The 23,138-nt window shown below is 60.4% G+C and carries 20 protein-coding genes and 1 pseudogene; 18 read left to right on the forward strand and 3 right to left on the reverse strand.

Translation table 11 applies throughout. The features are described from left to right. Positions 1–16: 16 nt before the first annotated feature. From RPG13_RS27945 to RPG13_RS27975, 7 genes are all read left to right on the forward strand, one after another. The gene (locus tag RPG13_RS27945) at positions 17–724 is read left to right on the forward strand and encodes a hypothetical protein (protein ID WP_292645993.1); all 708 of its coding nucleotides are present in this window, start codon (positions 17–19) and stop codon (positions 722–724) included. Positions 725–2,369: 1,645 nt separating this feature from the next. Next, positions 2,370–3,479 carry an efflux RND transporter periplasmic adaptor subunit gene (locus tag RPG13_RS27950; RefSeq protein ID WP_337126550.1) on the forward strand — a complete coding sequence of 370 codons (1,110 nt, stop codon included), beginning with the start codon at positions 2,370–2,372 and terminating at the stop codon, positions 3,477–3,479. After that, positions 3,476–6,658 carry an efflux RND transporter permease subunit gene (locus RPG13_RS27955; RefSeq protein ID WP_337126551.1) on the forward strand — a complete coding sequence of 1,061 codons (3,183 nt, stop codon included), beginning with the start codon at positions 3,476–3,478 and terminating at the stop codon, positions 6,656–6,658. Before RPG13_RS27950 ends, RPG13_RS27955 begins: the two co-directional genes overlap by 4 nt. Before the next feature lie 683 nt (positions 6,659–7,341). Continuing rightward, positions 7,342–8,301 carry a helix-turn-helix domain-containing protein gene (locus RPG13_RS27960; protein ID WP_126105387.1) on the forward strand — a complete coding sequence of 320 codons (960 nt, stop codon included), beginning with the start codon at positions 7,342–7,344 and terminating at the stop codon, positions 8,299–8,301. A 145-nt stretch (positions 8,302–8,446) separates the two neighbouring features. Further along, positions 8,447–9,964 carry an aldehyde dehydrogenase gene (gene adh / locus RPG13_RS27965; RefSeq protein WP_337126552.1) on the forward strand — a complete coding sequence of 506 codons (1,518 nt, stop codon included), beginning with the start codon at positions 8,447–8,449 and terminating at the stop codon, positions 9,962–9,964. Between the two features lie 68 nt (positions 9,965–10,032). Beyond that, positions 10,033–10,371: a DUF779 domain-containing protein gene (locus RPG13_RS27970; protein WP_292622918.1), complete on the forward strand. Its 339-nt coding sequence runs from the start codon at positions 10,033–10,035 to the stop codon at positions 10,369–10,371. Positions 10,372–10,467: 96 nt separating this feature from the next. Next, a complete protein-coding gene (locus RPG13_RS27975; RefSeq protein ID WP_128285192.1) occupies positions 10,468–10,683 on the forward strand; it encodes a DUF1858 domain-containing protein in 216 nt (71 codons plus the stop codon). Here the strand turns inward: RPG13_RS27975 and RPG13_RS27980 are convergent. Next, positions 10,680–11,384, reverse strand: a complete 705-nt coding sequence (locus tag RPG13_RS27980; protein WP_292223811.1) for a Crp/Fnr family transcriptional regulator — start codon at positions 11,382–11,384, stop codon at positions 10,680–10,682. The two genes, RPG13_RS27975 and RPG13_RS27980, sit on opposite strands and share 4 nt — an antisense overlap. Positions 11,385–11,610: 226 nt before the next feature. Between RPG13_RS27980 and RPG13_RS27985 the strand changes: the two genes are divergently transcribed. The 6 genes from RPG13_RS27985 (at position 11,611) to RPG13_RS28010 (ending at position 16,728) form a co-directional block, all read left to right on the forward strand. Further along, positions 11,611–12,813: an NnrS family protein gene (locus RPG13_RS27985; protein ID WP_337126553.1), complete on the forward strand. Its 1,203-nt coding sequence runs from the start codon at positions 11,611–11,613 to the stop codon at positions 12,811–12,813. 143 nt (positions 12,814–12,956) lie between these two features. Beyond that, on the forward strand, positions 12,957–13,403 hold the full coding sequence (locus RPG13_RS27990; protein ID WP_337126554.1) for a pseudoazurin: 447 nt from the start codon (positions 12,957–12,959) through the stop codon (positions 13,401–13,403). A gap of 300 nt (positions 13,404–13,703) precedes the next feature. Further along, positions 13,704–14,807, forward strand: coding sequence for a copper-containing nitrite reductase (gene nirK, locus RPG13_RS27995; protein WP_095489237.1), 1,104 nt, complete (start codon positions 13,704–13,706; stop codon positions 14,805–14,807). 73 nt (positions 14,808–14,880) lie between these two features. Then, on the forward strand, positions 14,881–15,753 hold the full coding sequence (locus tag RPG13_RS28000) for an SUMF1/EgtB/PvdO family nonheme iron enzyme (protein WP_095488976.1): 873 nt from the start codon (positions 14,881–14,883) through the stop codon (positions 15,751–15,753). A 21-nt stretch (positions 15,754–15,774) separates the two neighbouring features. Next, positions 15,775–16,287 (forward strand): group III truncated hemoglobin, encoded by a 513-nt coding sequence (locus tag RPG13_RS28005; RefSeq protein ID WP_245467816.1) that lies wholly within the window; start codon positions 15,775–15,777, stop codon positions 16,285–16,287. A 9-nt stretch (positions 16,288–16,296) separates the two neighbouring features. Next, complete coding sequence (locus tag RPG13_RS28010; protein ID WP_127205142.1) at positions 16,297–16,728, forward strand: potassium channel family protein; 432 nt, start codon at positions 16,297–16,299, stop codon at positions 16,726–16,728. 12 nt (positions 16,729–16,740) lie between these two features. Here the strand turns inward: RPG13_RS28010 and hemN are convergent, their stop codons facing one another. Next, positions 16,741–18,090, reverse strand: coding sequence for an oxygen-independent coproporphyrinogen III oxidase (hemN, locus tag RPG13_RS28015; protein WP_337126555.1), 1,350 nt, complete (start codon positions 18,088–18,090; stop codon positions 16,741–16,743). Positions 18,091–18,246: 156 nt separating this feature from the next. Between hemN and RPG13_RS28020 the strand changes: the two genes are divergently transcribed. Next, complete coding sequence (locus RPG13_RS28020; protein WP_337126556.1) at positions 18,247–18,975, forward strand: Crp/Fnr family transcriptional regulator; 729 nt, start codon at positions 18,247–18,249, stop codon at positions 18,973–18,975. Here RPG13_RS28020 and RPG13_RS28025 read toward each other — a convergent pair. Next, a pseudogene (locus tag RPG13_RS28025) lies at positions 18,972–19,430 on the reverse strand (hemerythrin domain-containing protein). The gene RPG13_RS28020 and the pseudogene RPG13_RS28025 overlap by 4 nt on opposite strands. Before the next feature lie 207 nt (positions 19,431–19,637). Here RPG13_RS28025 and ccoN point away from each other — a divergent pair. From ccoN to ccoP, 4 genes are read left to right on the forward strand one after another with little or no spacing between them, the layout of a single operon-like run. Further along, entirely contained in the window at positions 19,638–21,248 is a 1,611-nt protein-coding gene (gene ccoN / locus RPG13_RS28030) for a cytochrome-c oxidase, cbb3-type subunit I (RefSeq protein WP_127292063.1), read from the forward strand. A 9-nt stretch (positions 21,249–21,257) separates the two neighbouring features. Beyond that, positions 21,258–21,989, forward strand: coding sequence for a cytochrome-c oxidase, cbb3-type subunit II (gene ccoO / locus RPG13_RS28035; protein ID WP_095488972.1), 732 nt, complete (start codon positions 21,258–21,260; stop codon positions 21,987–21,989). Between the two features lie 11 nt (positions 21,990–22,000). Further along, positions 22,001–22,150, forward strand: a complete 150-nt coding sequence (locus RPG13_RS28040) for a CcoQ/FixQ family Cbb3-type cytochrome c oxidase assembly chaperone (RefSeq protein WP_065009122.1) — start codon at positions 22,001–22,003, stop codon at positions 22,148–22,150. Between the two features lie 2 nt (positions 22,151–22,152). Continuing rightward, positions 22,153–23,016 carry a cytochrome-c oxidase, cbb3-type subunit III gene (ccoP, locus tag RPG13_RS28045; RefSeq protein ID WP_127205957.1) on the forward strand — a complete coding sequence of 288 codons (864 nt, stop codon included), beginning with the start codon at positions 22,153–22,155 and terminating at the stop codon, positions 23,014–23,016. Positions 23,017–23,138 lie beyond the last annotated feature (122 nt).

Here is a 23,138-nt window from a genome sequence, read left to right on the forward strand (position 1 = left end):
AGCGAGGAGGACCAACATGAGCGACTGTCATCACCGGCCCACGCTGACTTTCCCAGGTGGCGCTTATAATGCGACGCAGGTTAGACTTTATGGAATAATTCAAAATACATGGGTTCTTAGCATCAGCGAGCCATGGAAATCCAAGGTCATTGGTGGAAGTGTTGCGGTGAAAACAACACTTGAAGCTGCCCACCCCCTTAGCGATGAAGCCGGTACAGAGGTCAAGAGACTAAGGAAAGAAAAAATCAGCGAAGAGGAAATATATCGAAATATGATTGAAAAGTATAGAAATGATATAAATGTAAGACTGCCAATAGGATATTACAGTGAAGTTGTAATAGATACCAAAAAGGCATTCGGAGATGTTTCAATACACGCCTTGCAGCTGAGTAGAGAAGATGAGCTTTCGTGCGGAATTATTGTTGGATACTCATATGAGGGCCATTGCTATGATCTTCCGAAGCCGAAGATCATGCTTCTTCCGACAGTTCCGTGTCCGATACCGATAGATGATTGCGGATATACGGAACAGTATAACTCAACGACCCGGGACAAGTATGTGCTCTGGATCGTAGACAAACTCGATGAGTGTGTTGAATTCGAAATGAACCAAGGCTTTGTCGAACAGCTTGTTCTCGAGGCGAACCTTCCCGGCAAACGCTCGCCGACCATGTACGCGGCCAGGCAGGCGCTTGGGCATCGCAGTGGCAGGCTGACTGAGTAGTGATAAATTCCTGCTACTTCGCGGCCCGTTGAGAGGTTGTGTCAGCCGGCCCGAGCTTGGTGCGGTCGGAAACGATAACCTCGCGGAGCTTGGGACGTCGAGTTGGCTGCGGCGCTGCCCAATCAACTTCGGGCTTGGCACCCGGCTCGGGCCGGGTCGCTTGGCTGCGATTGTAGGAGGCGACGGGTCCGTTTTCGGCAGATGAAACCGGCAAAATACGTCGGAGGCGAGATCCCAAAGCCCATGGCGAAAGCCGCCCGGCAGTGTGCGCACAACCATCGGAAGATCGCCAGCACCGTCGCTGGAGCACTGCACGTCACGGACATGATCGCGCCTCGGTGCCCATGACGGTGCCACGACCGCCATCGTGTTCCTCCTTTGCCGCGAGCCGTGCGGTTCCCAGCCCGGCGAGCGACGTGCCTTGCGGGTCATAGGTATCATGTCATCACAAGCACCAAGGGCAGGTGAGCGGCGCAAGTTGTCTCGGCAACCGGACATTCATTCCGGCAGCAAGCAAGTCTGCAATGGGTCAAACCCGCCTATTCGCACGTCGTTGCCGCCGATCACCGCACGCACTGCAGGGAGGTCTTTCGAAGCCAGAATTCTTGGTTAGATCTGCGTCCAGTGCTTTTGACGAGAAGGAGAAATTGCCGGACAAACCCAACCAGTTCACTGGAACGCTGTGACGTTGGCAGAGATCGATGCATCTACTTGTGAAGATGTAGGTAAGTGGTTGATATTTAATAATCTGGTGGCGCCTCGCTCAGGTTCACGCGTGAGCGAGCAAATCCTGCCAGTGTTTCAGTCTCACATGAGGGGTCGCGGTAGCGTCACTTCTCTGATTGCAGAGTGCATCCTTCACGATTGTCGCGCCACAGTAGCACGCTTCCGATAAGGTGCTTGACCGGTTCGACCTCACCTCGTTCGCGCCATACATGCGCCGCTTGTCGGCGATCTTTTTTCCAAACTGCAGGAGAGACGTGCGGACGTGCGGTTGTCACGTCCCAGTGCTATTCGGATGGTGCAATAGAGCAACTCCAGGAAAAATGTGAAACGGTTTTCCCGGGAAAAGCGCATAGCGCTTTCCCTAGGGAATTGCGCAAAAACAAAGAGATAGGGCGGTTCGCGTTTCCGTGAAACGATGAACCGTTCTAGCGTTTTCGGAGTGTAGCAAATGTCCAATCTGCCGATTTCATCGAAGCCTATATCGCCGCCTATAACCGCAGAATGAGAAGCACGTCGGACCTCTATGCGAGAGCGGCCCTATTCCTCCCGACAGAACCGCCGGACGTCGGGATGCGCAATGGCTCGTCAAATCCGCTTTTAGCTCGAGCGCATGGCGATGCCTACGCAGCGGATAAACGCGAGATGTGCGTTCGCGCTCCCCGGTTAGCAGCTTCCTTGTCAAGGTTGATGATGTTCGATGTTTGTTCTATAGCAAGCTGTCGGTTGTGGTGGTCAGTTCAAAAAATTGATTTGTGCGGCACACCCGCTGCCTAGATGTTACGGACTTCGCATGAAGGGCCGATTACGAGGGGTAACCATGGTTCACACTGCACGCCTCCGCCACGATTCTCTGGCCGCCCCCTCCAGCAGAAACGTCCCCGCAAAATGGCTCGCCGCCGCGGCCTTCGCGGCGATTGGCTTGCTCGCGACCCCGGCCGCACAGGCGCAGGAAGCGCCTCCCGCGCCCGTCGTCACGGTAGCCAAGCCGGTGGTGCGCGATATCGTCGAGGACGATGAGTTCGTCGGCCGTTTCGAAGCCGTCGACCAGGTTTCGCTGCGCTCCCGCGTCGGCGGCTATCTCGACCAGGTCCATTTCCAGGACGGTACGCTGGTCAAGCAGGGCGACCTCCTGTTCACCATCGACCAGCGGCCGTTCAAGGCGGCGCTGAACCAGGCGCAGGCGCAGGTCGACTCGGCCAAGACCCTGGTCGAATTCAGCAAGATGCAGTTCGAGCGCGCCGAGACCCTGTCGCGCGAAGGCAACATACCGGTTTCGACACTGGACGACCGCCGCCGCGAATATCTCGCCGCCCAAGCGCAACTGGACGGCGCGGAGGCGGCACTTGAAAACGCAAGTCTCGATCTCGAATTCACCGAGATCAAGGCGCCGTTTTCCGGCCGGGTCAACCGCCGGCTCGTCTCGCCGGGCAATCTGGTGCAGGCCGACCAGACCGTGCTGACCACCATCGTCTCGATCGACCCGATCGACTTCTATTTCGACATCGATGAGCGGTCCTACTTCGCTTATGCGCGCGACGCCCGCGAGCGCGGCGGCGTCATGCAGGAGGGCGCCGGCGGCGTCGATGTTGTCGTCCGTGTCGCCGACCGTGATGAAGCGACGTTCAAGGGCAAGCTCGACTTCGCCGAGAACCGTCTGGACGAAGCTACCGGCACGATGCGGGTCAGGGCGCGCTTCGACAACAAGGACGGCGTGCTGCAGCCGGGCATGTTCGGCCGCATCAACGTGCCCGCCTCGCTGCCTCATCCGGGCGTGCTTCTGCCTGATGAGGCGATCGGCGCCGACCAGAACCGCCGCATCGTCTTCGTTGTCGACGAGGCAGGCCTGATCTCGGCCAAGCCGGTGCGCATCGGCCCGCGCATTGACGGCTATCGCGTTATCCGCGAGGGCCTCACCGGCGAAGAGACCGTGGTAACCAACGGGCTGGTGCGAGTGCGACCGGGCGTCACCGTCAAGCCCGAGATGACCACGTTGCCGCCCAAGGTTGAAGCCGAAGGGCAGACGCAATGAACTTCGCCCATTTCTTCGTCAACCGCCCGATCTTCGCAGTGGTGCTGTCGATCGTGCTCGTGCTCGTCGGCGGCATCGCCTATACGCAGCTTCCGGTCGCGCAATATCCCGAAATCGCGCCACCGACCATCGTGGTGCGCGCCTCCTATCCGGGCGCCGACGCCGAGACGGTCGCCGCGACCGTGGCGACGCCGATCGAACAGGAAATCAACGGCGTCGAGCACATGCTCTACATGTCGTCCTATTCCTCCGGCGAAGGCTCGATGTCGCTCACCATCACCTTCCGCCCCGGCACCGATCTCGACGCGGCGCAGGTGCTGGTCCAGAACCGCGTCTCGATCGCCGAAGCGCGCCTGCCGGAAGAGGTGCGCCGGCTCGGCATCACCACGGCGAAAAGTTCGCCCGACCTGATGATGGTTATTCATATGCTGTCGCCCGACGACACATATGATCAGCTCTACGTCTCGAATTATGCGCGTTCGCGCGTGCGCGACGTCCTGCTGAGACTGGACGGCGTCGGCGACGTGCAGATCTTCGGCGAGCGCGAATATTCGCTGCGCGTCTGGCTCGACCCGGAAAAGCTGTCCGCCTACGGCATGACCGCAGGCGACGTAGTCCAGGCGCTGCGCGACCAGAATGTCCAGGTGTCGGGCGGCTCGATCGGCGCGCCGCCGATTGGCGACGGCTCGGCCTTCCAGTATACGGTCACCACGCAAGGGCGCTTCGAAGACGCGCGCGACTTCCGCTACGTCATAGTCAAGTCGACCGAGGACGGCCGCTTGATCTCCCTGCAGGATGTGGCGCGCATAGAGCTCGGCGCCAGGGACTACGTCACCAATTCCTATCTCAACAACAAGGCGGCGGTGGCGCTCGGCATCTTCCAGCGGCCGGGCACCAATGCCTTGGCCTCGGCGGAAGAAATCCAGGAGACCATCGCGGCGCTTTCGGAGGATTTCCCGAAGGGGCTGGCCTACGAGATCATCTACAATCCGACCGAGTTCATCGCTGAATCTATCAACGAGGTCTATGTCACCATCGCCGAGGCGATCCTGCTGGTGGTGATCGTCATCATCGTGTTCCTGCAGTCGTGGCGCATGGCGATCGTGCCGATCGTGGCGATACCGGTCTCGCTGATCGGCACGCTTGCCGTGCTGCTCGCCTTCGGCTTCTCGCTCAACATGCTCACTCTGTTCGGGCTGGTGCTGGCGGTCGGCATCGTTGTCGACGACGCCATCGTGGTTGTGGAAAATATCGAGCGGAACATCCGGCTGGGGCTCGCCCCGCGCGCCGCTGCGCACAAGACCATGGATGAAGTGGGAAACGCGGTCCTCGCGATCTCGCTGGTGCTGATCTCCGTCTTCGTTCCGGCGGCTTTCATTCCCGGGATTTCCGGCCAGTTCTACCTGCAGTTCGCCATCACCATCGCGGTCTCCACCGCGATCTCCGCATTCAACTCGCTGACGCTTTCGCCGGCTCTCGCTGGCGTCCTTTTCAAGCCGCACACCGAGGAACATTCGAACTTCTTCCTGGCAAGGTTCGGCTGCGCTCTGGCGAACGGGTTCAACAACGGGTTCGACAGGATGGCGGACGGCTATGCGTGGCTGGTGCACAGACTGGTCGGCACGACTCTGGCGCTTGCCGCCATGCTGCTCGTCTTCGCAGGACTGCTCTACGCGACCTATCACATGCTGCAGACGGTGCCGCGTGGCTTCATCCCGAACATGGACCAGGGTTATGCGATCGTCGTCGTGCAATTGCCGGAGGGCTCTTCGCTCGCCCGAACGGACGCAATCATCCAGAAGGCGTCGGATATCATCCGCGAGACGCCGGGTGTCGCCAATGCCGTCGCCTTCGCAGGATTCAACGGCGCGACATTCACCAACGCCAGCAATTCCGGCGTGATCTTCGCGCCATTCAAGAGCTTCGAGGAACGGCTCGAGAGCGGCGATACTTCCGACAAGATCATCGGCACGCTGTTTGGCAGCCTGCAAAGCATCCAGGAGGCCTTCATCATCGCGCTGCCGCCGCCGCCAGTGCGGGGCATCGGCAACTCCGGCGGCTTCAAGATGATGCTCCAGGAGCGCAACAGCGCCGACATGCGGCCGATTCTGGCGCTGGCCAACGAAATCGCCGGCAAGGCCAACCAGACGCCCGGGTTGATGGGCGTCTTCACCACCTTCTCGGCCTCCAGCCCGCAATTCTTCCTGGCGATCGACCGCGACAAGGCGCGCATGCTGAACGTGCCGATCCCCAACATCTTCGAGACGCTGTCGATCAATCTAGGCACGGCCTACGTCAACGATTTCAATGCTTTCGGTCGCGTCTACCAGGTGCGGGCGCAAGCCGACCAGGCTTTCCGCATCGATCGCGACGATATATTGAAGCTGAAGGTGCGCTCGGCGGCCGGCGACCTGGTGCCGCTCGGCACACTGGTCGAGATCCGCGACGTCACCGGTCCCTCGCTCGTGCAACGCTACAACATGTATGTCTCCGTGCCGCTTCAGGGCAATGCAGCGCCGGGTGTCGCCACGGGCACGGCGCTCGACCTGATGGAGGGGATCGCAGCCGAATCGCTGCCGCAGGGCACTTCCTTCGAATGGACTGAACTCGCCTTCCAGGAGCGGCAGACCGGCAACACGGCGGTGTTCATCTTCGGCCTGTCGGTTCTGTTCGTCTTTCTGGTGCTCGCCGCGCTATACGAAAGCTGGATTACGCCATTCGCGATCGTGCTTATCGTCCCGCTCAGCGTGCTGGCCGCCCTCTTGGGCGTCGCCTTCCGCGGTCTCGACAACAACATCCTCGTGCAGATCGGGCTGATCGTGCTCATCGGCCTGGCGGCGAAGAACGCGATCCTGATCGTCGAGTTCGCGCGCCAAGGTGAGGAGCGTGGCCTTGACGCCGTCGAGGCGGCTGTCGAGGCCTGCCGGCTGCGGCTGCGGCCGATCCTGATGACGGCATTCGCCTTCATCCTGGGCGTGGTGCCGCTAGTGATCGCCAGCGGGCCTGGCGCGGAAATGCGCCAATCGCTCGGCACGGCCGTGTTCTCCGGCATGCTGGGCGTGACATTGTTCGGCCTCTTCCTGACGCCGGTCTTCTACGTTGCTCTGCGCAGGACATTCCGGCGCAGGCGGCCTGAAGCCGGCCCGACCTTGGCTTCCGAGAGCGGCGCAGCCGAGTAGACGCCGAGCCGATGAGGCGCCGGGTTCAGACTGAAGCCGGACCGGCGGGTTCCCGAATCTCGCGGAGGGATGGATCGGCGATCCATCCCTCGAGCGGATCGAGATGTTCCGGCGCGCCGTACGCTCGCTTCGCATCGTCCACGCCCAAGCCGTCTGGATCGCGCAGAAAAGCGCATCTAGCCGATCGCCGCTGGGGTCGTCGGCCGGCCGACGAACAGGAGCGAAAATAGAGGATAGAAACAGGCACAAGATCGCTTCTCCTGCCCTTGGATCGTGGTCAAGTGTTGCCAACTACCCGGCGCTAACCCGCGGAAATGTCGCTGCTATTCTGAGACGGGGGAAAAACCCGGAAATCGAGCAGACTGAATGGTGGGCCCGGAAGATGCATTAAAGCCGTTGATTTCATTGACTTTTTCGTGGGCCAAAATCAAAAAGCTTCCCGTATTGTTCCGCACGGTCCCGCGGCTGGTCATGGTCGTTCCTCTTTGCTCTCGATCAATGAATGCCCAATTCGTGCTGGTAGGCTTTGGGGGCACCGGCGAGGAACGACTATCGATTGGCCAAAATCACTAACTGCCAGGAGAACATAGAGGATTTACCCCATCTGGTTCTTCTGTCGAATTGACAACGCGGTGATTGAAATCGGAACCTGGTGCGACAAGAAGCGGGGATGGGAGGATAGCATGGGCGAGGATCTATCCGGTCATCATGCCGATCGCATTCAGGCCGCGATCGCTTCGGACGCGGCGGCGAAGTCCGCGCTGGTTGCCTCCTGGCGGCGGTCTTCCAGTTTGCACCGGCTCGATCCAGCCGATCGCAGTCCTCCCCGCTACCTAACGGATGCGGAATTGGGGGAGGCCCGACAACGCATCGAGCCGCTCATTCGGGCTGCCCAATCGAGCCTCGACAGACTCTATTTTGCGGTGGGCGGGGTCGGGTGCTGTGTCCTGCTCGCCGATCGCAACGGGGTGCCAGTAGAACGGCGCGGCGCGCCTGTGGATGACGAGACGTTTCATTCCTGGGGTTTGTGGACCGGCTCCGTCTGGAACGAGGAGAGCCAGGGCACCAACGGGATCGGCACCTGTCTGGTCGAACAGCGTGCGCTGACGATCCACCGCGACCAGCATTTTCAAACGCGCAACACGGGGCTGAGCTGCACCACTGCTCCAATCTACGATCATGAAGGGAATCTTGTGGCCGCGCTTGACGTCTCTTCCTGCCGGGCCGATCTGACCGAGGCCTTTGCCAGTCTTATTTCGGTGGCAGTGGTCGACGCGGTGCGTCGGATCGAGGCCGAGAACTTCAGGATGGCGTTTCCCAAGGCGCGAATTCTTTTGGCGCCGGTGACCGACAAGGCGCTGATCGCCGTTGATGCGGACGACCTTGTGGTCGGCGCGACCCGGTCGGCTCGCCTGGCGCTTGGAATTACCCAACATTGTCTCGACAAGCCGATGCCCGCAACCGATCTGCTCGGTTGGGCTGAGAGCGGCCACGAAGTTCTCGCCGAAGCGGAGCGCGGTGTTCTCCAGCGGGCGCTCGCGCGCGCAGACGGAAATGTGTCGGCTGCGGCTCAGGCGCTTGGCATCAGCCGCGCGACGCTTCACCGCAAGCTCAACCGCCTGGATGTCCACCGGTCTCACTGACCTTCGAATCCTCGCCTGACTGTCGCAATTCTGCGACACATCCCGCTCGGCCACTGTCGTCGACACGGTGACAATCGCGGCGGAAATCGCAAGTCTCTCTTCCGAAGCGTCGCATCCCGCGACGTCAGCTTTGGGAGGAAGACACATGAACAAGGTTGAATTCTCACGCTCGGTCAAGGCGCCCTTCGACAAGCGCTACGGCAATTTCATCGGCGGCAAATGGGCCGAGCCGCACTCCGGCCGCTACTTCGAGAACTTCTCGCCGGTGAACGGCCAGCTGCTGTGCGAGGTGGCGCGTTCGGATGCCCACGACATCGAGGCGGCTCTGGATGCGGCGCACGCGGCCAAGGATGCCTGGGGGCGCGCAAGCGTGGCCGAGCGCTCGCTCGTCCTCAACCGCATTGCCGACCGCATGGAGGAAAACCTCGATCTCCTCGCTCGCGCCGAAACTTGGGACAACGGCAAGCCGATCCGTGAAACGACCGCGGCTGACCTGCCTTTGGCCATCGACCATTTCCGCTATTTCGCCGGCGCCTTGCGTGGCCAGGAAGGCAGCCTTTCCCAGATCGACGACGATACCGTCGCCTATCATTTCCATGAGCCGCTCGGCGTGGTCGGCCAGATCATCCCCTGGAACTTTCCGCTGCTGATGGCATGCTGGAAACTTGCTCCCGCGCTCGCTGCCGGAAACTGCGTGGTTCTGAAGCCTGCCGAGCAGACGCCGGCCGCCATCTTGCTGTGGGCCGATCTTGTCGGCGATCTGCTGCCGCCGGGCGTGCTCAATATCGTCAACGGCTTCGGCCTCGAGGCCGGCAAGCCGCTCGCATCGTCGCCGCGCATTGCTAAGATCGCCTTTACCGGCGAGACCACGACCGGCCGGCTGATCATGCAATATGCCAGCCAGAACCTGATCCCCGTCACGCTTGAACTGGGCGGCAAGTCGCCCAACATCTTCTTTAGGGATGTCGTCGCCGAGGACGACGATTTCTTCGACAAGGCGATCGAAGGCTTCGTCATGTTCGCGCTGAACCAGGGCGAAGTCTGCACTTGCCCAAGCCGCGCGCTCATTCACGAATCGATCTATGACACGTTCATGGAACGTGCGCTGAAGCGCGTCGAGGCGATCGTGCAGGGCGATCCGCTCGATCCGGCGACGATGATCGGTGCCCAGGCCTCGTCCGAACAGCTGGAAAAGATCCTGTCCTACATCGACATCGGCCGCCAGGAAGGAGCCGAGGTTTTGACCGGCGGCGCCCGCAATGTGCTGCCCGGCGATTTGGCGGGCGGCTACTACATCAAGCCGACGGTGTTCAAGGGCCACAACAAGATGCGAATCTTCCAGGAGGAGATTTTCGGGCCGGTGGTTTCGGTCACGACCTTCAAGGACGACGACGAAGCGCTGGCGATAGCCAACGATACTCTCTACGGCCTCGGCGCCGGCGTCTGGACGCGAGATGCCAACCGTGCCTATCGCTTCGGCCGCGCAATCCAGGCCGGCCGCGTTTGGACCAACTGCTATCACGCCTATCCGGCACATGCAGCTTTCGGCGGCTACAAGCAGTCCGGCATCGGCCGCGAGACCCACAAGATGATGCTCGACCACTACCAGCAGACCAAGAACATGCTGGTCAGCTATAGCCCGAAGAAGCTCGGCTTCTTCTGATCGCCTTTTGGCTCACAGGCGCGGCCCCCTGCGGAGCCGCGCCCCCAGACTGGAAATCGAAAAAAGCCATGCATGCCAAGGTCACGGCAACGCCGGCAGCGCTTGAATTGATCGCGGAGATCGTTGCCGAGCACGGTCCGGTGCTGTTCCATCAATCCGGCGGCTGCTGCGACGGTTCTTCGCCGATGTGCTATCCGCGTGCCGGCTTCATCGTCAGCGACCATGACGTGCTGCTCGGCCACATCGGCGACGCGCCATTCTATATCGGGGCGTCGCAATTCGAGGCCTGGAAACATACCGACCTCATTATCGACGTGGTGCCTGGCCGCGGCGGCATGTTCTCGCTGGACAACGGGCGGGAGAAGCGGTTCCTGACGCGGTCGACGATCTGCGCCGTTCAACCGTGATGAGGGTGCATCCGCCTGTTTCCTCTTTGTCTCAGCGCAACGAGCATCCCGCGAAGCGGATGCAATATGTCCGCTTCCAAAGCGCGGACAAGCAGCATGAAACACAAATTCAGCGACGATGCGACGATGGACGAAATCATGAGTAGGTCGCCGGCGGCCATCCGGGTCGTGCTCCAGCACGGCATGCTTTGCGTCGGCTGCCCGATTGCTTCGTTTCACACAGTTTCCGACGCGGCACGGGAGCACGATCTGAGTGAAGAAGAACTCCGTTGCGACCTGCTGGCGGTGACGAACGCCGGCGACCCGGATTAGCCTTTTTCTTCACGGCCCTCCGCGATTAGAAGGAGTCGGTGAGGTTCGACCACGGTCACCCGCTGGCGTCCGCTTTTGACCAATCCCTGGTCTTCCCATGCCGAGAGCAGCCGGCTCACCGTATGGAGCGTTGTTCCCGTCATCTCGGCAATGTCCTGACGTGAGATGGGGAAGTCGATCAGGATGCCTTCCTCGGTCTTTTTGCCCGTCTGCTTGATCAGCTTGAGCAGCGCATGGGCGACGCGCTGATCCACCTGCTCGGTGGACATCTCGATGACGCGCGTATGGGCATCCTGCAGCCTGCTGCCCACGGCCTTGTAGGTGTTGGCGCTGAAGCTGGGGAAATCGGCGGCGAATGCCGGCCACAGGCGGCTCGGCCAGGCAAGAACTACGCAATCGACGGCAGTTATCGCATTTGCCGGATACGTGGTGCGGCCAAGCGCATGGGCGATGCCCATCAACTCGCCTGGACTTATGTATCGCACCGTCACCTCGTGGCCGTCAGGCGTCGATTTCACGACGCGCACATGTCCGTCGAGCAGCAGGAAAAACGAATGTGCTTCCTGCTCCTGCTGGAACACCGGGTGGTCCTTGGCAATCCTCTGTGACCGGGCCTGGCCGACAATACGGTCGAGATCCGTGGCGGCTATGCCTTCAAAGACAGACAACCCGGCAATCAGCGAGCGATCGAGGCTACCCAACTCCGTTCCTCCCGAACTTGACCACGGCAACGCATCCAGGTCGCCTGGTCGGAGAATGTCTCATGGGCGACCGATGGGCGGCAAGAGGCGCGCGCCTTTCCTGAAATTCCCGATCTTGTTTGCGCAGCGGCAAATTCCGTCTGCCAGGCCAGGATAGAACGACCGAAGTGGCAGCCGTCGACATGACCTGTCACGTCCGCCCGTAGCTTTCATTTCAGGGGATATCATGGCAATTCCACGCACGCGGCCAAGCGCCTATCCGGCAGTTCTCTCTTACGGTTTCCGGCCATTTTTTCTCCTCGGTTCCCTGCAGGCCGGCGCAGCTATCCTGTTCTGGCTGCCTTTGTTCTACGGCAAGCTCGAAGCCTCCAGCTTCTTCTCGCCCGTGGACTGGCATATCCACGAGTTGCTGTTTGGTTATCTGGCGGCTGTTGTGACGGGTTTCCTGCTAACTGCAATCCCGAACTGGACCGGACGTCTTCCCGTGCAGGGCCCTCCCCTGCTGGCGCTCGCATTGCTTTGGTGCGCGGGACGGTTCGTCGTCTTCTTTTCGGCGGAGACAGGCTGGTTGCTCGGCGCCGTCATAGACTGCGCCTTTCTTCTCGCGGTTGTCGCCGCCGTCGCAACGGAAATCATCGCCGGCCGAAACTGGCGAAACCTCAAGGTCCTTCTGCCTGTGACGGTGCTTCTGGCAGCGAATATGACGTTTCATGCCGAGGCGCACTATCAAGGCGTGTCCGACATCGGCCGCCGCCTCGGTCTTGGCGCAGCGGTGGTCCTCATCATGATCATAGGTGGCCGCATTATTCCCTCCTTCACCCGCAATTGGCTGGCGCGCGAGAGACGGGGACGGCTTCCGGTCCCGTTCGGCAGGTTCGACGTGGGAGCGATTACGCTCTCAGCAGCGGGATTGATGGCCTGGGCCTTTCTTCCAGACAGTGCTGGCACCGGGGCAATGCTGATCTTGGGGGCGATTCTCAATACCATTCGGCTTGCCCGGTGGGCCGGAGACCGAGCGCTGCGCGATCCTCTGGTGCTGATCCTGCATGTCGCGTTCGCCTTCGTGCCGATCGGCCTCCTGATTGCCGGCCTCGCTGTCTTCGTGCCCGAGAAAGTGCCCGCAGTAGCCGGCATTCATGCGTTCGGCGTCGGAGCGGTTGCATGTATGACGCTCGCCGTCATGACCCGCGCCACGCTCGGACACACAGGTCGCGAACTGCGGGCAAGCATCGGCACTTGTGTGATCTTTGTCGCGATCGCGCTTGCGGCCCTCTTTCGCATCGGTGCTGCATTCTCACCGGCGCAAGCGATGCTTCTCCACATTTCGGCGGCGCTATGGGTCGCATCCTTCATCGGCTACGCGGGCCTATTCGGCGGGATGCTCATTCGACCACGTTTGCAAGTGAGGCAGCCGAGAACCGCCGTTTGAAGGCCGACCGGCTCCTTAGACCAGGCAGCTCTCTCCCATGCACATTTCGCATGCCAATTTGCGCCAGCGCAAATTTCCAAGTCTCTCGGTCACGTAGAAGAGCGCAACGGTTGATGCCGTGATGAACAAAGAAAGGATCCCCCATGAAATTGCCACTGATCGCCGCGGCCATCGCCCTGCTCTCCATCGCCGGTGCGGCAAATGCCGAAGAACATGTCGTGCAGATGCTGAACAAGGGAGAGCAGGGCTCAATGGTCTACCAGCCTGCCTTTGTTCGGGCGGCGCCTGGAGACACGATCAAGTTCGTGCCGACCGACAAGTCCCACAACGCCGAAAGCATCAAGGGCATGATCCCGGACGGAGCTGAAGCTTTCAAGGGCAAGCCCAACGCGGAAATTGCCGTGACCGTGACCCAGGAGGGGGTCTATGGCGTGAAGTGCGCTCCACACTACGGCATGGGCATGGTCGCACTGATCGTGGTCGGTAAGCCTATCAACCTGGCAGCAGCGGAAGCCGTCAAGCAGGTCGGAAAAGCCAAACCAGTATTCGCCGAACTGTTCGCCGAAGTGACCAAGACCGCCTCTAACTAACCTTTTTCACAGATCCCCTCCGGTTCGGCGGCCGGGGGAAGGCCGGGTGGACCAGGGGAGAGGTCCAGCCCGGCCTATTTCATTCCCGATTTCATGCAGCAGAGCCGATGCCCTCCGATCTGATGGGAGTTGCCCTCTCTCAGGCGCGGCTTCCCATCCGGTTCGGCGTCCACGTTGGTACATGCAGTCTCCAAAACACAGAAAATTGCATCAACGTTTTGGATTTGCGTTAGCGCAAAGACTTGGCCAGAGCCGAGACTATTCTGACGACATCGAATGGCCGAAACCAAGGAGATGGAAATGCTTACGAGACGCGAAGCTTTGTTGGGTTCTGTTCTTACCGCAGCCGCGGTCGCCACTGTTGGTGCAATGCCGGCCGTGGCAAGCGCCAAGGATGTCGCCGGGCTGCCCCGTGAAAAGGTAACCATGGTCCCGCCGCCGTTCGTCCATGCTCATGATCAGGTCGCCAAGGGCGGTCCAAAGGTCGTCGAATTCATCATGACGATCGAGGAAAAGCCGGTGGTTATCGACGCCGACGGCACGCAGCTCAATGCAATGACCTACAACGGCTCGATTCCCGGTCCTCTGATGGTCGTGCATGAAGGCGACTATCTCGAGCTCACGCTCGTCAACCCCGACACCAGCACCCTCGCCCACAACATCGATTTCCACGCCGCTACCGGCGCGCTTGGCGGTGGCGAATTGACGCTGGTCAATCCGGGCGAGCAGGTCACGCTGCGCTTCAAGGCGACCCGGAGTGGAACGTTCGTCTACCACTGCGCACCCGGCGGCGCGATGATCCCATGGCACGTGGTGTCGGGCATGAGCGGGGCGGTGATGGTGCTGCCGCGCGACGGCCTCAAGGACGACAAGGGCAGGCCGGTCCGCTACGACCGCATCTATTACGTCGGCGAGAACGATTTCTACATCCCGCGCGACGAGCAAGGGCAATTCAAGAAGTACGAGTCGGCCGGCGACAATTACGAAGAAACCATGAGGGTCATGCGCGGGCTGATCCCGACGCATGTCGTGTTCAACGGCAAGGCCGGTTCCTTGACCGGGGACAATGCCATGAAGGCAAAGGTCGGCGAAACGATATTGATCGTTCATTCGCAGGCGAACCGCGACACGCGTCCGCACCTGATCGGCGGGCATGGCGACTTTGTCTGGGAACAGGGCAAGTTCGCCAACCCTCCCGCGAAAGACCTGGAAACCTGGTTCATTCGTGGCGGATCGGCCGGCGCGGCGCTCTACACGTTCCTGCAGCCAGGCATCTACGCCTATGTGAACCATAATTTGATCGAGGCAGTCGAACTCGGCGCGACCGCGCACTTTACCGTCGAGGGAAACTGGGACGACGATCTGATGATGCAGGTCGAACCGCCCAAGGCGATCGCCTCGTAGACGGGAGATCCGATCCTCAGTGCAACCCGGCGGCGGAGCCCAAAGGGTTGTACTCGCAGCCGGACTTGATGCCATGTCCTTCGACCCTGTCTTCACCTTCGGGACAATTGCGGCTGCCACACTGATCAGCATGGGCATAGCCCATACGTTCGGCGAGAGTCCCCTGAAGTTCTCCCAACCGGTCGCCGTAAGCGAACTGGTGGTCCTGGGACCCGGCTCGTTTGAGCACCCACAGGCTGGGGAATTCCTCAAGGAGAACCATCCTGTCGCAGCGCCCGTCGTGCAAACCTCCATCGACGCGCCACTGGAAATCATGAAATACCAAGTCAGTGTATCGGAATATGGACGTTGTGTGGCGGACGGCGCCTGCAAGCCAGCAGACGCACGCAATGTCGGACACCTTCCGGTCACCGGTGTGAGCTATCTCGATGCCGAAGCCTACGCGAGGTGGTTCTCGGCGCGGACAGGAGGGACATGGCGGTTGCCGACAGACGTGGAGTGGGCCTATGCGGCCAGTGAACGGTTCCGAGGTGACATTGAGGGCGGCGAAAGCGACCCGAACAACCCGGCGCGCCGGTGGCTGACACAGTATCGCCTGGAGGCCTCGCTCGGACGGAAACCTGATCCAGAGCCGAGGGCTCAAGGGTCCTTCGGTACCAATTCAAAAGGCCTAGCGGATATTGCGGGAAACGTCTGGGAATGGACCTCGACATGTTATTCCCACGCCACGATAGATATTGATGGTAAGCGGACCGCGAGTTCGATCGACAATTGCGGCGTGCACGTCGTTGAGGGGTTCCACCGCACCTATATGTCGAACTTCATCCGGGACGGAAAGAGCGGCGGTTGCGCAGTCGGCACGCCGCCCGACAATCTGGGTTTCCGGCTTGTCCGCGACCAGCCCAGTCTCGTGCAGGTTGCCCTTCGGCGCCTGGGCTTCTCCTGACAGCATAAACAAGAGTGCATGATGACATTGAAATCAGCTTTGGATCGGGCGCGCCCGATCGCGGAACAGCCTCTGAACCATACTGGCGTCGATCGAAAGTCTGTCGGAAAACTGGTCCGCGAATTCTACGCAAAAGTCAGAAGCGACGAGCGTCTGGGGCCGATTTTCGCGCGCGAGATCACCGGCGACTGGGAGCCCCATCTCGAGAAAATGACGGACTTCTGGTGTTCCGTCATCCTCAAGAGCGGCGATTATCACGGACGCCCGGTGCCGGCGCACCTCAAACTCAAGGACGTTACCGAGGCCGATTTCGAGATCTGGCAGGGCCTGTTCGGCCAGACGGCGGCTGAACTCTTCGCTCCGGAGCTGGCGGCGGTGTTTGTCGACCGAGCCGAGCGGATCGCGACAAGCCTGAAGCTGGCGATGTTCTTTCGTCCCGCTCCCGCCGAGACCGTCTGTGGCGAACAGGCCGGCCTCGGCGAAACTCGGCCGGTTTTGATTTCGCGCAAGGAACGCACCCCGAGAGATTCCTAATTTCGTCGCATGGCCCTCAATCTCTTCGTCGGCACGATCGTCATAAGCATGACGGTCCTGATTCATACCTTCGGTCTGATCGCCGTTACCCATGCGATGGGGCATCTGGTGGCACGGTTTCGCATGCACGGTCGCCGCAGCCGTATAGTCGCGATGATCAGTGTAGTGATGGGGCTGTTTGCCATCATAACCACTGAGGTTTGGCTATGGGCAGGGCTCTACCGATTGCTCGATATCTTTGCCGACTTCGAAACCGCACTGTATTTCTCGACCGTTACCTTTTCGACGGTCGGCTATGGCGATGTCGTACCCGCTCACGGGTGGCGCGTGCTGGCGGCGCTCGAGGGGGTGAACGGGTTTCTGCTCATTGGCTGGTCGACCGCCTATCTGATCGCGGCTGGCACCCGAATCGGCCCATTCAAGACCGGGGAGCATTTCTGATCAGGCCGGTGCTCAGACTGCCACCGAATGCTTGGCTTTACCGGTTTCGAAATATTTGTCGAACCTGGCCGCTATATTGCGAACAAAGGGACGATTTTCCACCGGCACTACGAAACTGTCGCCATTCAGTTCCAGCAACCGAGCAGGATCACGAAGGGCGACGGAACTCGCCTGGAGCAGAAGCTTCTGGCCGATTTCGCCGAAGCGTTCGACCAGATCGATCGCCGAGAAGGCGAAATCGCACATCAGCCTTTCGATAATCCAGCCGCGCACGCGGTCATCTTCCGACAACTCGATGCCGCGCACGGCAGCCAGACCTCCCTGGTCCACCATGCGTCCGTATTCGGCGGTCGCCGGCATGTTCTGTGCATAGCCCTGGCGGAACTGGCTGATCGATGAAGGACCAAGCCCGATCAGTGTCTCACAGCGATCCTCGGTATAGCCCTGGAAGTTCCGGTGCAAGGTTCCGGTCCGTGCCGCAACGGCCAGCGCATCACCGGATCTGGCGAAATGATCGAACCCCACGGGTTGATACCCTGCCTTCAGCATAAGGCCAGCGGCAATTTGCGATTGAGCGAAGCGTTCGACCGAATTCGGCAGCCACGCTTCGTCGATCATCGTCTGGTGCTTCTTGAACCAGGGCACATGCGCATAGCCGAAAAGCGCCATCCTGTCCGGCTCCAGAGTCAGCGCCTGCGCCACGGTGGAGGAGACGCTGTCCCGGGTCTGATGCGGCAAGCCGTAGAGCAGGTCGAGATTGACTGATTCGACGCCGCGCGAACGAACGCCCTCGACAACCGCTTTGGTCTGCAGAAAGCTCTGCTCGCGGTTGATCGCCTTCTGCACCTTAAGATCGAAATCCTGGACGCCGAGGCTCGCCCGCGTCATGCCGATTTCGGCGAGTGCACCGAGGCGAGCATCGTCCATATCGTTGGTTTCGATTTCGACACTGATCTTGGCGCCGGGAAGAAACTCGAAACTGTTGCGCAGGACAGTTCCCAGCGCCACCATATCCTCGGGTTTGAGCATCGTCGGCGAGCCGCCGCCGAAATGGACGGCACCCACACGGCCCTTGCCTCCGACAAGACTGGCGACGGTAGCTATTTCAGCGTGCAGTGAGCGCAGATACGTGGTCACCGGTTCGTAATGGCGTGTCTGCTTGGTGTGGCACGCACAGAACCAACAAAGCTTGTCGCAGTAGGGGATGTGCAGGTACAGCGAGATCTCGCAGCCATCATCGAGCCCCTGCAGCCAACCACGATAGACGGCAGCATCAACGCCTGAATGAAAATGCGGCGCGGTCGGGTAACTGGTGTAGCGGGGGACATTCTCGCCAAGTCTGGCAGCCATTTCCGGTCGCATGTCACCTTCCATCATCCTTGCAAGGCTGAATTCTGGCTGCAGATCCGCACCGTCGCCTTGATTTCGGTCAAGGCCCTCCGCGGACAAACTGCCGCAACAGATTTTCTGCCGCCGATGCTATCTTACGGGCACCTTGGATCCGTCGGGACGATTATGATGACAGTGCGGCAGGACCTTCACAGTGCCGATATTCCTGTGCTTTGCCAGTCTTGCGAGGCACGGCATCGCGGCGTCTGCGGTGCGCTCGATCCCGACCAGTTGGTCGGGCTCGCCAAGACCTCGTCGAGGCACAAGATCGAGCCGGGGATCGAACTGATTGGCGACGCCGAGACCGTCGACAGCTTTTCGAATGTGCTTTCGGGCGTGGTGAAGCTGACAAAGAGCCTTTCGGACGGACGCCAGCAGATCGTCGGCCTTCAGTTTGCGCCCGACTTTCTGGGACGGCCGTTCAAGGTGGAAAGCGCGATCAACGCGGAAGCCGCCACCGCCGTTTTCCTGTGTTCGTTTCCGAAGGCCGCCATCGAACGGATGATGAAGGAATCGCCGGAGCTCGAACATCGCATGCTCAAGCAAACGCTGAACGAGCTCGATCAAGCACGCGAGTGGATGGTGACGCTGGGACGCAAGACCGCTTCGGAAAAGGTGGCGAGCTTTCTGCTGATGATCGCCAGGAACATCGATCCCACGGTCGACCCCACCGCCAAGTCGGCGACTTTCGACCTGCCGATGACACGCTCCGACATTGCCGATTTCCTCGGCCTGACGATCGAGACGGTGAGCCGCCAGCTGACCAGGCTAAGAACGGACGGCGTGATCCGGATCGAGAACAACCGGCATGTGACGGTCGATAGTCTCAGCCGGCTGGAGCGACGCTCCGGCGCCTAGATTACGCCCTGATCGACGATTCCGATCGCCGGCAAGACATGCTCGCGCTCAAACGCGATATGACGGCGCATGCTTTCGAAAAAGCCGCGCAGCATGAAGCCGACCGCTTCGGCATTCTCGACTGTCTCACCATGGCCGACCGCCAGCAGGATTTCAGTCACCTCGCCGGCAAAGCATTCATCTTCGACGTGTTCGGCGCGCAATCGCCGGGTTGAGGCAAGGTTGGCATTGCCGCCGCTTGTAGCGACTTCATAGGCGGGGAAGATGATCGTTTCTTCATATTGATGAATATTGCGCAACAATGGGACGATTGCGTTGGCTGTGCCAAGGCACTTCGGCGATCGACGTTCGGCAAGGCGTCCGCGATTTTCTCCAGAGCACCACAGAGCTGCAGTTTCTCCCTGTGCGCGTACTGCGCTTGGGATTGCCTCTCTGCCGGATTGGCCAGCTAGCATCGAATTCTCGCGGCGCACTTCGAACAGCGACGATCCCCGCTCTTTCTCTTCGTTCAATGGCCGCCTCCAACTCGTTCGCAAAACCAACGCTGCCCAATCCAAAACCATGCAGCTTTGATTTGAATCAAGGCGGCGAGGATGCAGCCGCGGAATTGGTGTTGCTGCGGATTGGCGTCCGCGCATCGGAATCCGACATCGGGGACTGTCATGAAGTTCGGCACAGAAATCGTCGCTTTGGGCCTTTTCGCGTTTGTGGCTCTAGTGGCCGCCGGCTTCGGTGTGGACGAGCCGTTTCGCCAGCACATGTGGGTGCTTTTCTTCTTGCTGCTTGGCTTTGTCATCGTCCTCCTGCGCAACACCAGCTTTGCGCCGGCCGCATCGGTCGATCCTTCTGCCTACATGGACGGGCCAATCCGCTGCGGCGCCATCGCCACCATGTTCTGGGGCGTTGTCGGCATGCTTGTGGGTGTGGTCATCGCGCTGCAGCTCGCCTACCCGGATCTCAACATCGAGCCCTGGTTCAACTTCGGCCGCCTGCGGCCATTGCACACATCCGGCGTCGTTTTTGCCTTCGGCGGCAACGCGCTCATCTGCACGTCCATGTATGTCGTGCAACGCACCAGCCGCGCCCGGCTGTTCGGCGGCAATCTCGCCTGGTTCGTGTTCTGGGGTTATCAGCTTTTCATCGTCATGGCCGCGACCGGCTACCTGCTCGGCATCACCGAGAGCCGCGAATATGCCGAGCCCGAATGGTATGTGGACATATGGCTGACCATCGTCTGGGTCGCCTACCTCGTCCTGTTCCTCGGCACCATCCTGAAACGCAAGGAACCGCATATCTACGTCGCCAACTGGTTCTATCTGTCCTTCATCGTGACCATCGCGATGCTGCACCTGATCAACAACCTATCGATGCCGGCGTCTCTCCTGGGCTCGAAGAGCTACTCGGCCTTCTCCGGCGTCCAGGACGCCTTGACGCAATGGTGGTACGGGCACAATGCCGTCGGCTTTTTCCTGACAGCCGGCTTTCTTGGCATGATGTATTATTTCGTGCCCAAGCAGGCGAACCGGCCAGTCTATTCCTACCGGCTGTCTATCATCCACTTCTGGGCGATCATCTTTCTCTATATCTGGGCTGGGCCGCATCACCTGCACTACACCGCCCTGCCCGACTGGGCGCAAACGCTCGGCATGGTGTTTTCGATCATGCTTTGGATGCCCTCCTGGGGAGGCATGATCAACGGCCTGATGACGCTGTCCGGCGCTTGGGACAAGCTCCGCACCGACCCGATCATCCGCATGATGGTTATGGCCATCGCCTTCTACGGCATGTCGACCTTTGAAGGTCCGATGATGTCGATCAAAGCCGTCAATTCGCTGTCGCACTACACCGACTGGACCATCGGGCATGTCCATTCGGGCGCGCTCGGCTGGGTAGGCATGATCTCGTTCGGCGCGATCTACTACATGGTGCCGAAGCTGTGGAACCGTGAACGGCTCTATTCGCTGCGGCTCGTCACCTGGCACTTCTGGCTGGCGACCCTCGGGATCGTCGTCTACGCCGCGGTGATGTGGGTTTCCGGCATCATGCAGGGCCTGATGTGGCGCGAGTACGATGAGCAGGGCTTCCTGGTCTACTCGTTCGCCGAGACCGTGGCCGCCATGCATCCCTACTACGTCATGCGCGCCGTGGGTGGCGCGATGTATCTCGCCGGTGCTGTCATCATGACCTGGAACATCACCATGACTATCCTCGGCTACCAACGCGAGGAGGAGCCGATGCCAGCCTCCATCCCCTCCCTTCAGCCCGCACAATAAGGAGCCAAAATGGGCTTGATGGACAAACACGCGATCATCGAGAAGAACGCCACGCTTCTTCTCGTTGGTTCCCTCCTGGTGGTGACAGTCGGCGGTATCGTCGAAATCGCACCGCTCTTCTATCTCGACAACACGATCGAGAAGGTCGAGGGCATGCGGCCCTATTCGCCGCTCGAACTCGCCGGGCGCAATATCTATGTGCGTGAGGGCTGCTACCTCTGTCACAGCCAGATGATCAGGCCGTTCCGTGACGAAGTCGAGCGCTATGGTCACTACAGCCTGGCGGCCGAGTCGATGTACGACCACCCGTTCCAGTGGGGATCGAAGCGCACGGGGCCGGACCTCGCCAGGGTCGGAGATCGCTACTCGAACGAGTGGCACGTTCAGCATCTTATCGAACCGCGTTCGGTGGTGCCGGAATCGATCATGCCGAGCTATGCCTTCCTGAAGGATACCGCGATCGAGGTGAAGGACTTCTCGACGCACCTTATCGCAAACAGGCGTGTCGGTGTCCCCTACTCCGAAGACATGATCGCTCACGCCAGAGATGACATGATCGCGCAGGCCGATCCCAATGCCAACACATCCGAGCTGGAAGGCCGCTATCCGAAGGCGAAGCTCGGCGACTTCGACGGCAATCCGCAACAGGTCAGCGAGATGGATGCCCTGGTCGCTTACCTGCAGATGCTCGGCACGCTGGTCGATTTCAAGACCTACGACGAAGCCGCTGGCTACCGCTGAGGAGAAGGACCATGGATTACCACTGGATGAGAGAGTTCGCCGACAGTTGGGCCCTGCTCGCCATGGCGCTTTTCTTCGTCGGAACGGTCGCCTTCGCATTCCGTCCCGGGAGTGGCAAGCAGGCCGATGAAGCCGCCCGCATTCCTCTGAAGGACGACTGATCATGAGCGATGAACATATCGACGAAGTGTCGGGCATCTCTACCACCGGCCACGAGTGGGATGGTATCAGGGAGCTCAACAACCCACTTCCGCGCTGGTGGGTCATAACGTTCTACATCACCATCGTCTGGGCGATCGGCTACACCATCGCCTATCCGGCATGGCCGATGCTGACCTCGGCGACCAAGGGCGTGCTTGGCTATTCGAGCCGCGGCGACGTCAACAACGAGCTTGCTGCGGCCGAGATCGCCAAGGCGAAATATGCCGCAGCGATACAATCGAAAACCGTCTCGGAGATTGCCGGCGACGACGCGTTGCGCGAATTCGCTGTTGCCGCCGGCAGCGCTGCGTACAAGGTCAATTGCGTGCAGTGCCACGCTTCCGGCGCCCAAGGGTCCAAAGGCTTTCCCAACCTCAATGACGATGACTGGTTGTGGGGCGGCACGGCCGAGCAGATCCAGCAAACGATCACGCACGGCATACGCTTCGTATCCGTCCCGGATACACGACTGTCGGAAATGCCGGCTTTTGGCGAGATCATCACCGGGGACCAGGTCGCACAGGTCAGCACCTATGTCGCCAGCCTGTCTGGCCCGGTTCAAGATGCAAAACTGGTCGAGCCAGGCGCCAAGGTTTTCGCCGAAAACTGCGTGGCCTGCCACGGCGACAATGCAAAAGGCAACAAAGAGCTCGGCGCCCCTGATCTGACCGATGCGATCTGGCTCTACGGATCCAACGAAACCGCAATCGCCGCGCAGGTCCGCGCACCCAAGCACGGTGTGATGCCGGCCTGGGTTGAGCGTCTCGGTGAGACCAAGGTCAAGGAGCTCGCGGTCTACATCCATTCGCTTGGCGGTGGGGAATAGAGGGGGGTCCTATTCCCGGCCCTTCGCCAGCCAAGCGACGAGGCCCGGCTTGCGCCGGGCCTCGATTGCATTCGATGTCCGACGATTGACTTGCATCAACGCGCAGCAGGCTGCCCCGCCGC

The sequence above is a fragment of the Mesorhizobium sp. ISC15 genome (genome assembly GCF_037162615.1).
Taxonomy (GTDB): domain Bacteria; phylum Pseudomonadota; class Alphaproteobacteria; order Rhizobiales; family Rhizobiaceae; genus Mesorhizobium; species Mesorhizobium mediterraneum.

What these genes read in the sequence shown, in the direction of transcription:
- RPG13_RS27945 (WP_292645993.1), top strand. Translation starts at nt 17, where the DNA reads ATGAGCGACTGTCATCACCGGCCCACGCTGACTTTCCCAGGTGGCGCT.
- RPG13_RS27955 (WP_337126551.1), top strand. Translation starts at nt 3,476, where the DNA reads ATGAACTTCGCCCATTTCTTCGTCAACCGCCCGATCTTCGCAGTGGTG.
- RPG13_RS27960 (WP_126105387.1), top strand. Translation starts at nt 7,342, where the DNA reads ATGGGCGAGGATCTATCCGGTCATCATGCCGATCGCATTCAGGCCGCG.
- adh (WP_337126552.1), top strand. Translation starts at nt 8,447, where the DNA reads ATGAACAAGGTTGAATTCTCACGCTCGGTCAAGGCGCCCTTCGACAAG.
- RPG13_RS27970 (WP_292622918.1), top strand. Translation starts at nt 10,033, where the DNA reads ATGCATGCCAAGGTCACGGCAACGCCGGCAGCGCTTGAATTGATCGCG.
- RPG13_RS27975 (WP_128285192.1), top strand. Translation starts at nt 10,468, where the DNA reads ATGAAACACAAATTCAGCGACGATGCGACGATGGACGAAATCATGAGT.
- RPG13_RS27985 (WP_337126553.1), top strand. Translation starts at nt 11,611, where the DNA reads ATGGCAATTCCACGCACGCGGCCAAGCGCCTATCCGGCAGTTCTCTCT.
- RPG13_RS27990 (WP_337126554.1), top strand. Translation starts at nt 12,957, where the DNA reads ATGAAATTGCCACTGATCGCCGCGGCCATCGCCCTGCTCTCCATCGCC.
- nirK (WP_095489237.1), top strand. Translation starts at nt 13,704, where the DNA reads ATGCTTACGAGACGCGAAGCTTTGTTGGGTTCTGTTCTTACCGCAGCC.
- RPG13_RS28000 (WP_095488976.1), top strand. Translation starts at nt 14,881, where the DNA reads ATGTCCTTCGACCCTGTCTTCACCTTCGGGACAATTGCGGCTGCCACA.
- RPG13_RS28005 (WP_245467816.1), top strand. Translation starts at nt 15,775, where the DNA reads ATGACATTGAAATCAGCTTTGGATCGGGCGCGCCCGATCGCGGAACAG.
- RPG13_RS28010 (WP_127205142.1), top strand. Translation starts at nt 16,297, where the DNA reads ATGGCCCTCAATCTCTTCGTCGGCACGATCGTCATAAGCATGACGGTC.
- hemN (WP_337126555.1), bottom strand. Translation starts at nt 18,090, where the DNA reads ATGCGACCGGAAATGGCTGCCAGACTTGGCGAGAATGTCCCCCGCTAC.
- RPG13_RS28020 (WP_337126556.1), top strand. Translation starts at nt 18,247, where the DNA reads ATGACAGTGCGGCAGGACCTTCACAGTGCCGATATTCCTGTGCTTTGC.
- ccoN (WP_127292063.1), top strand. Translation starts at nt 19,638, where the DNA reads ATGAAGTTCGGCACAGAAATCGTCGCTTTGGGCCTTTTCGCGTTTGTG.
- ccoO (WP_095488972.1), top strand. Translation starts at nt 21,258, where the DNA reads ATGGGCTTGATGGACAAACACGCGATCATCGAGAAGAACGCCACGCTT.
- RPG13_RS28040 (WP_065009122.1), top strand. Translation starts at nt 22,001, where the DNA reads ATGGATTACCACTGGATGAGAGAGTTCGCCGACAGTTGGGCCCTGCTC.
- ccoP (WP_127205957.1), top strand. Translation starts at nt 22,153, where the DNA reads ATGAGCGATGAACATATCGACGAAGTGTCGGGCATCTCTACCACCGGC.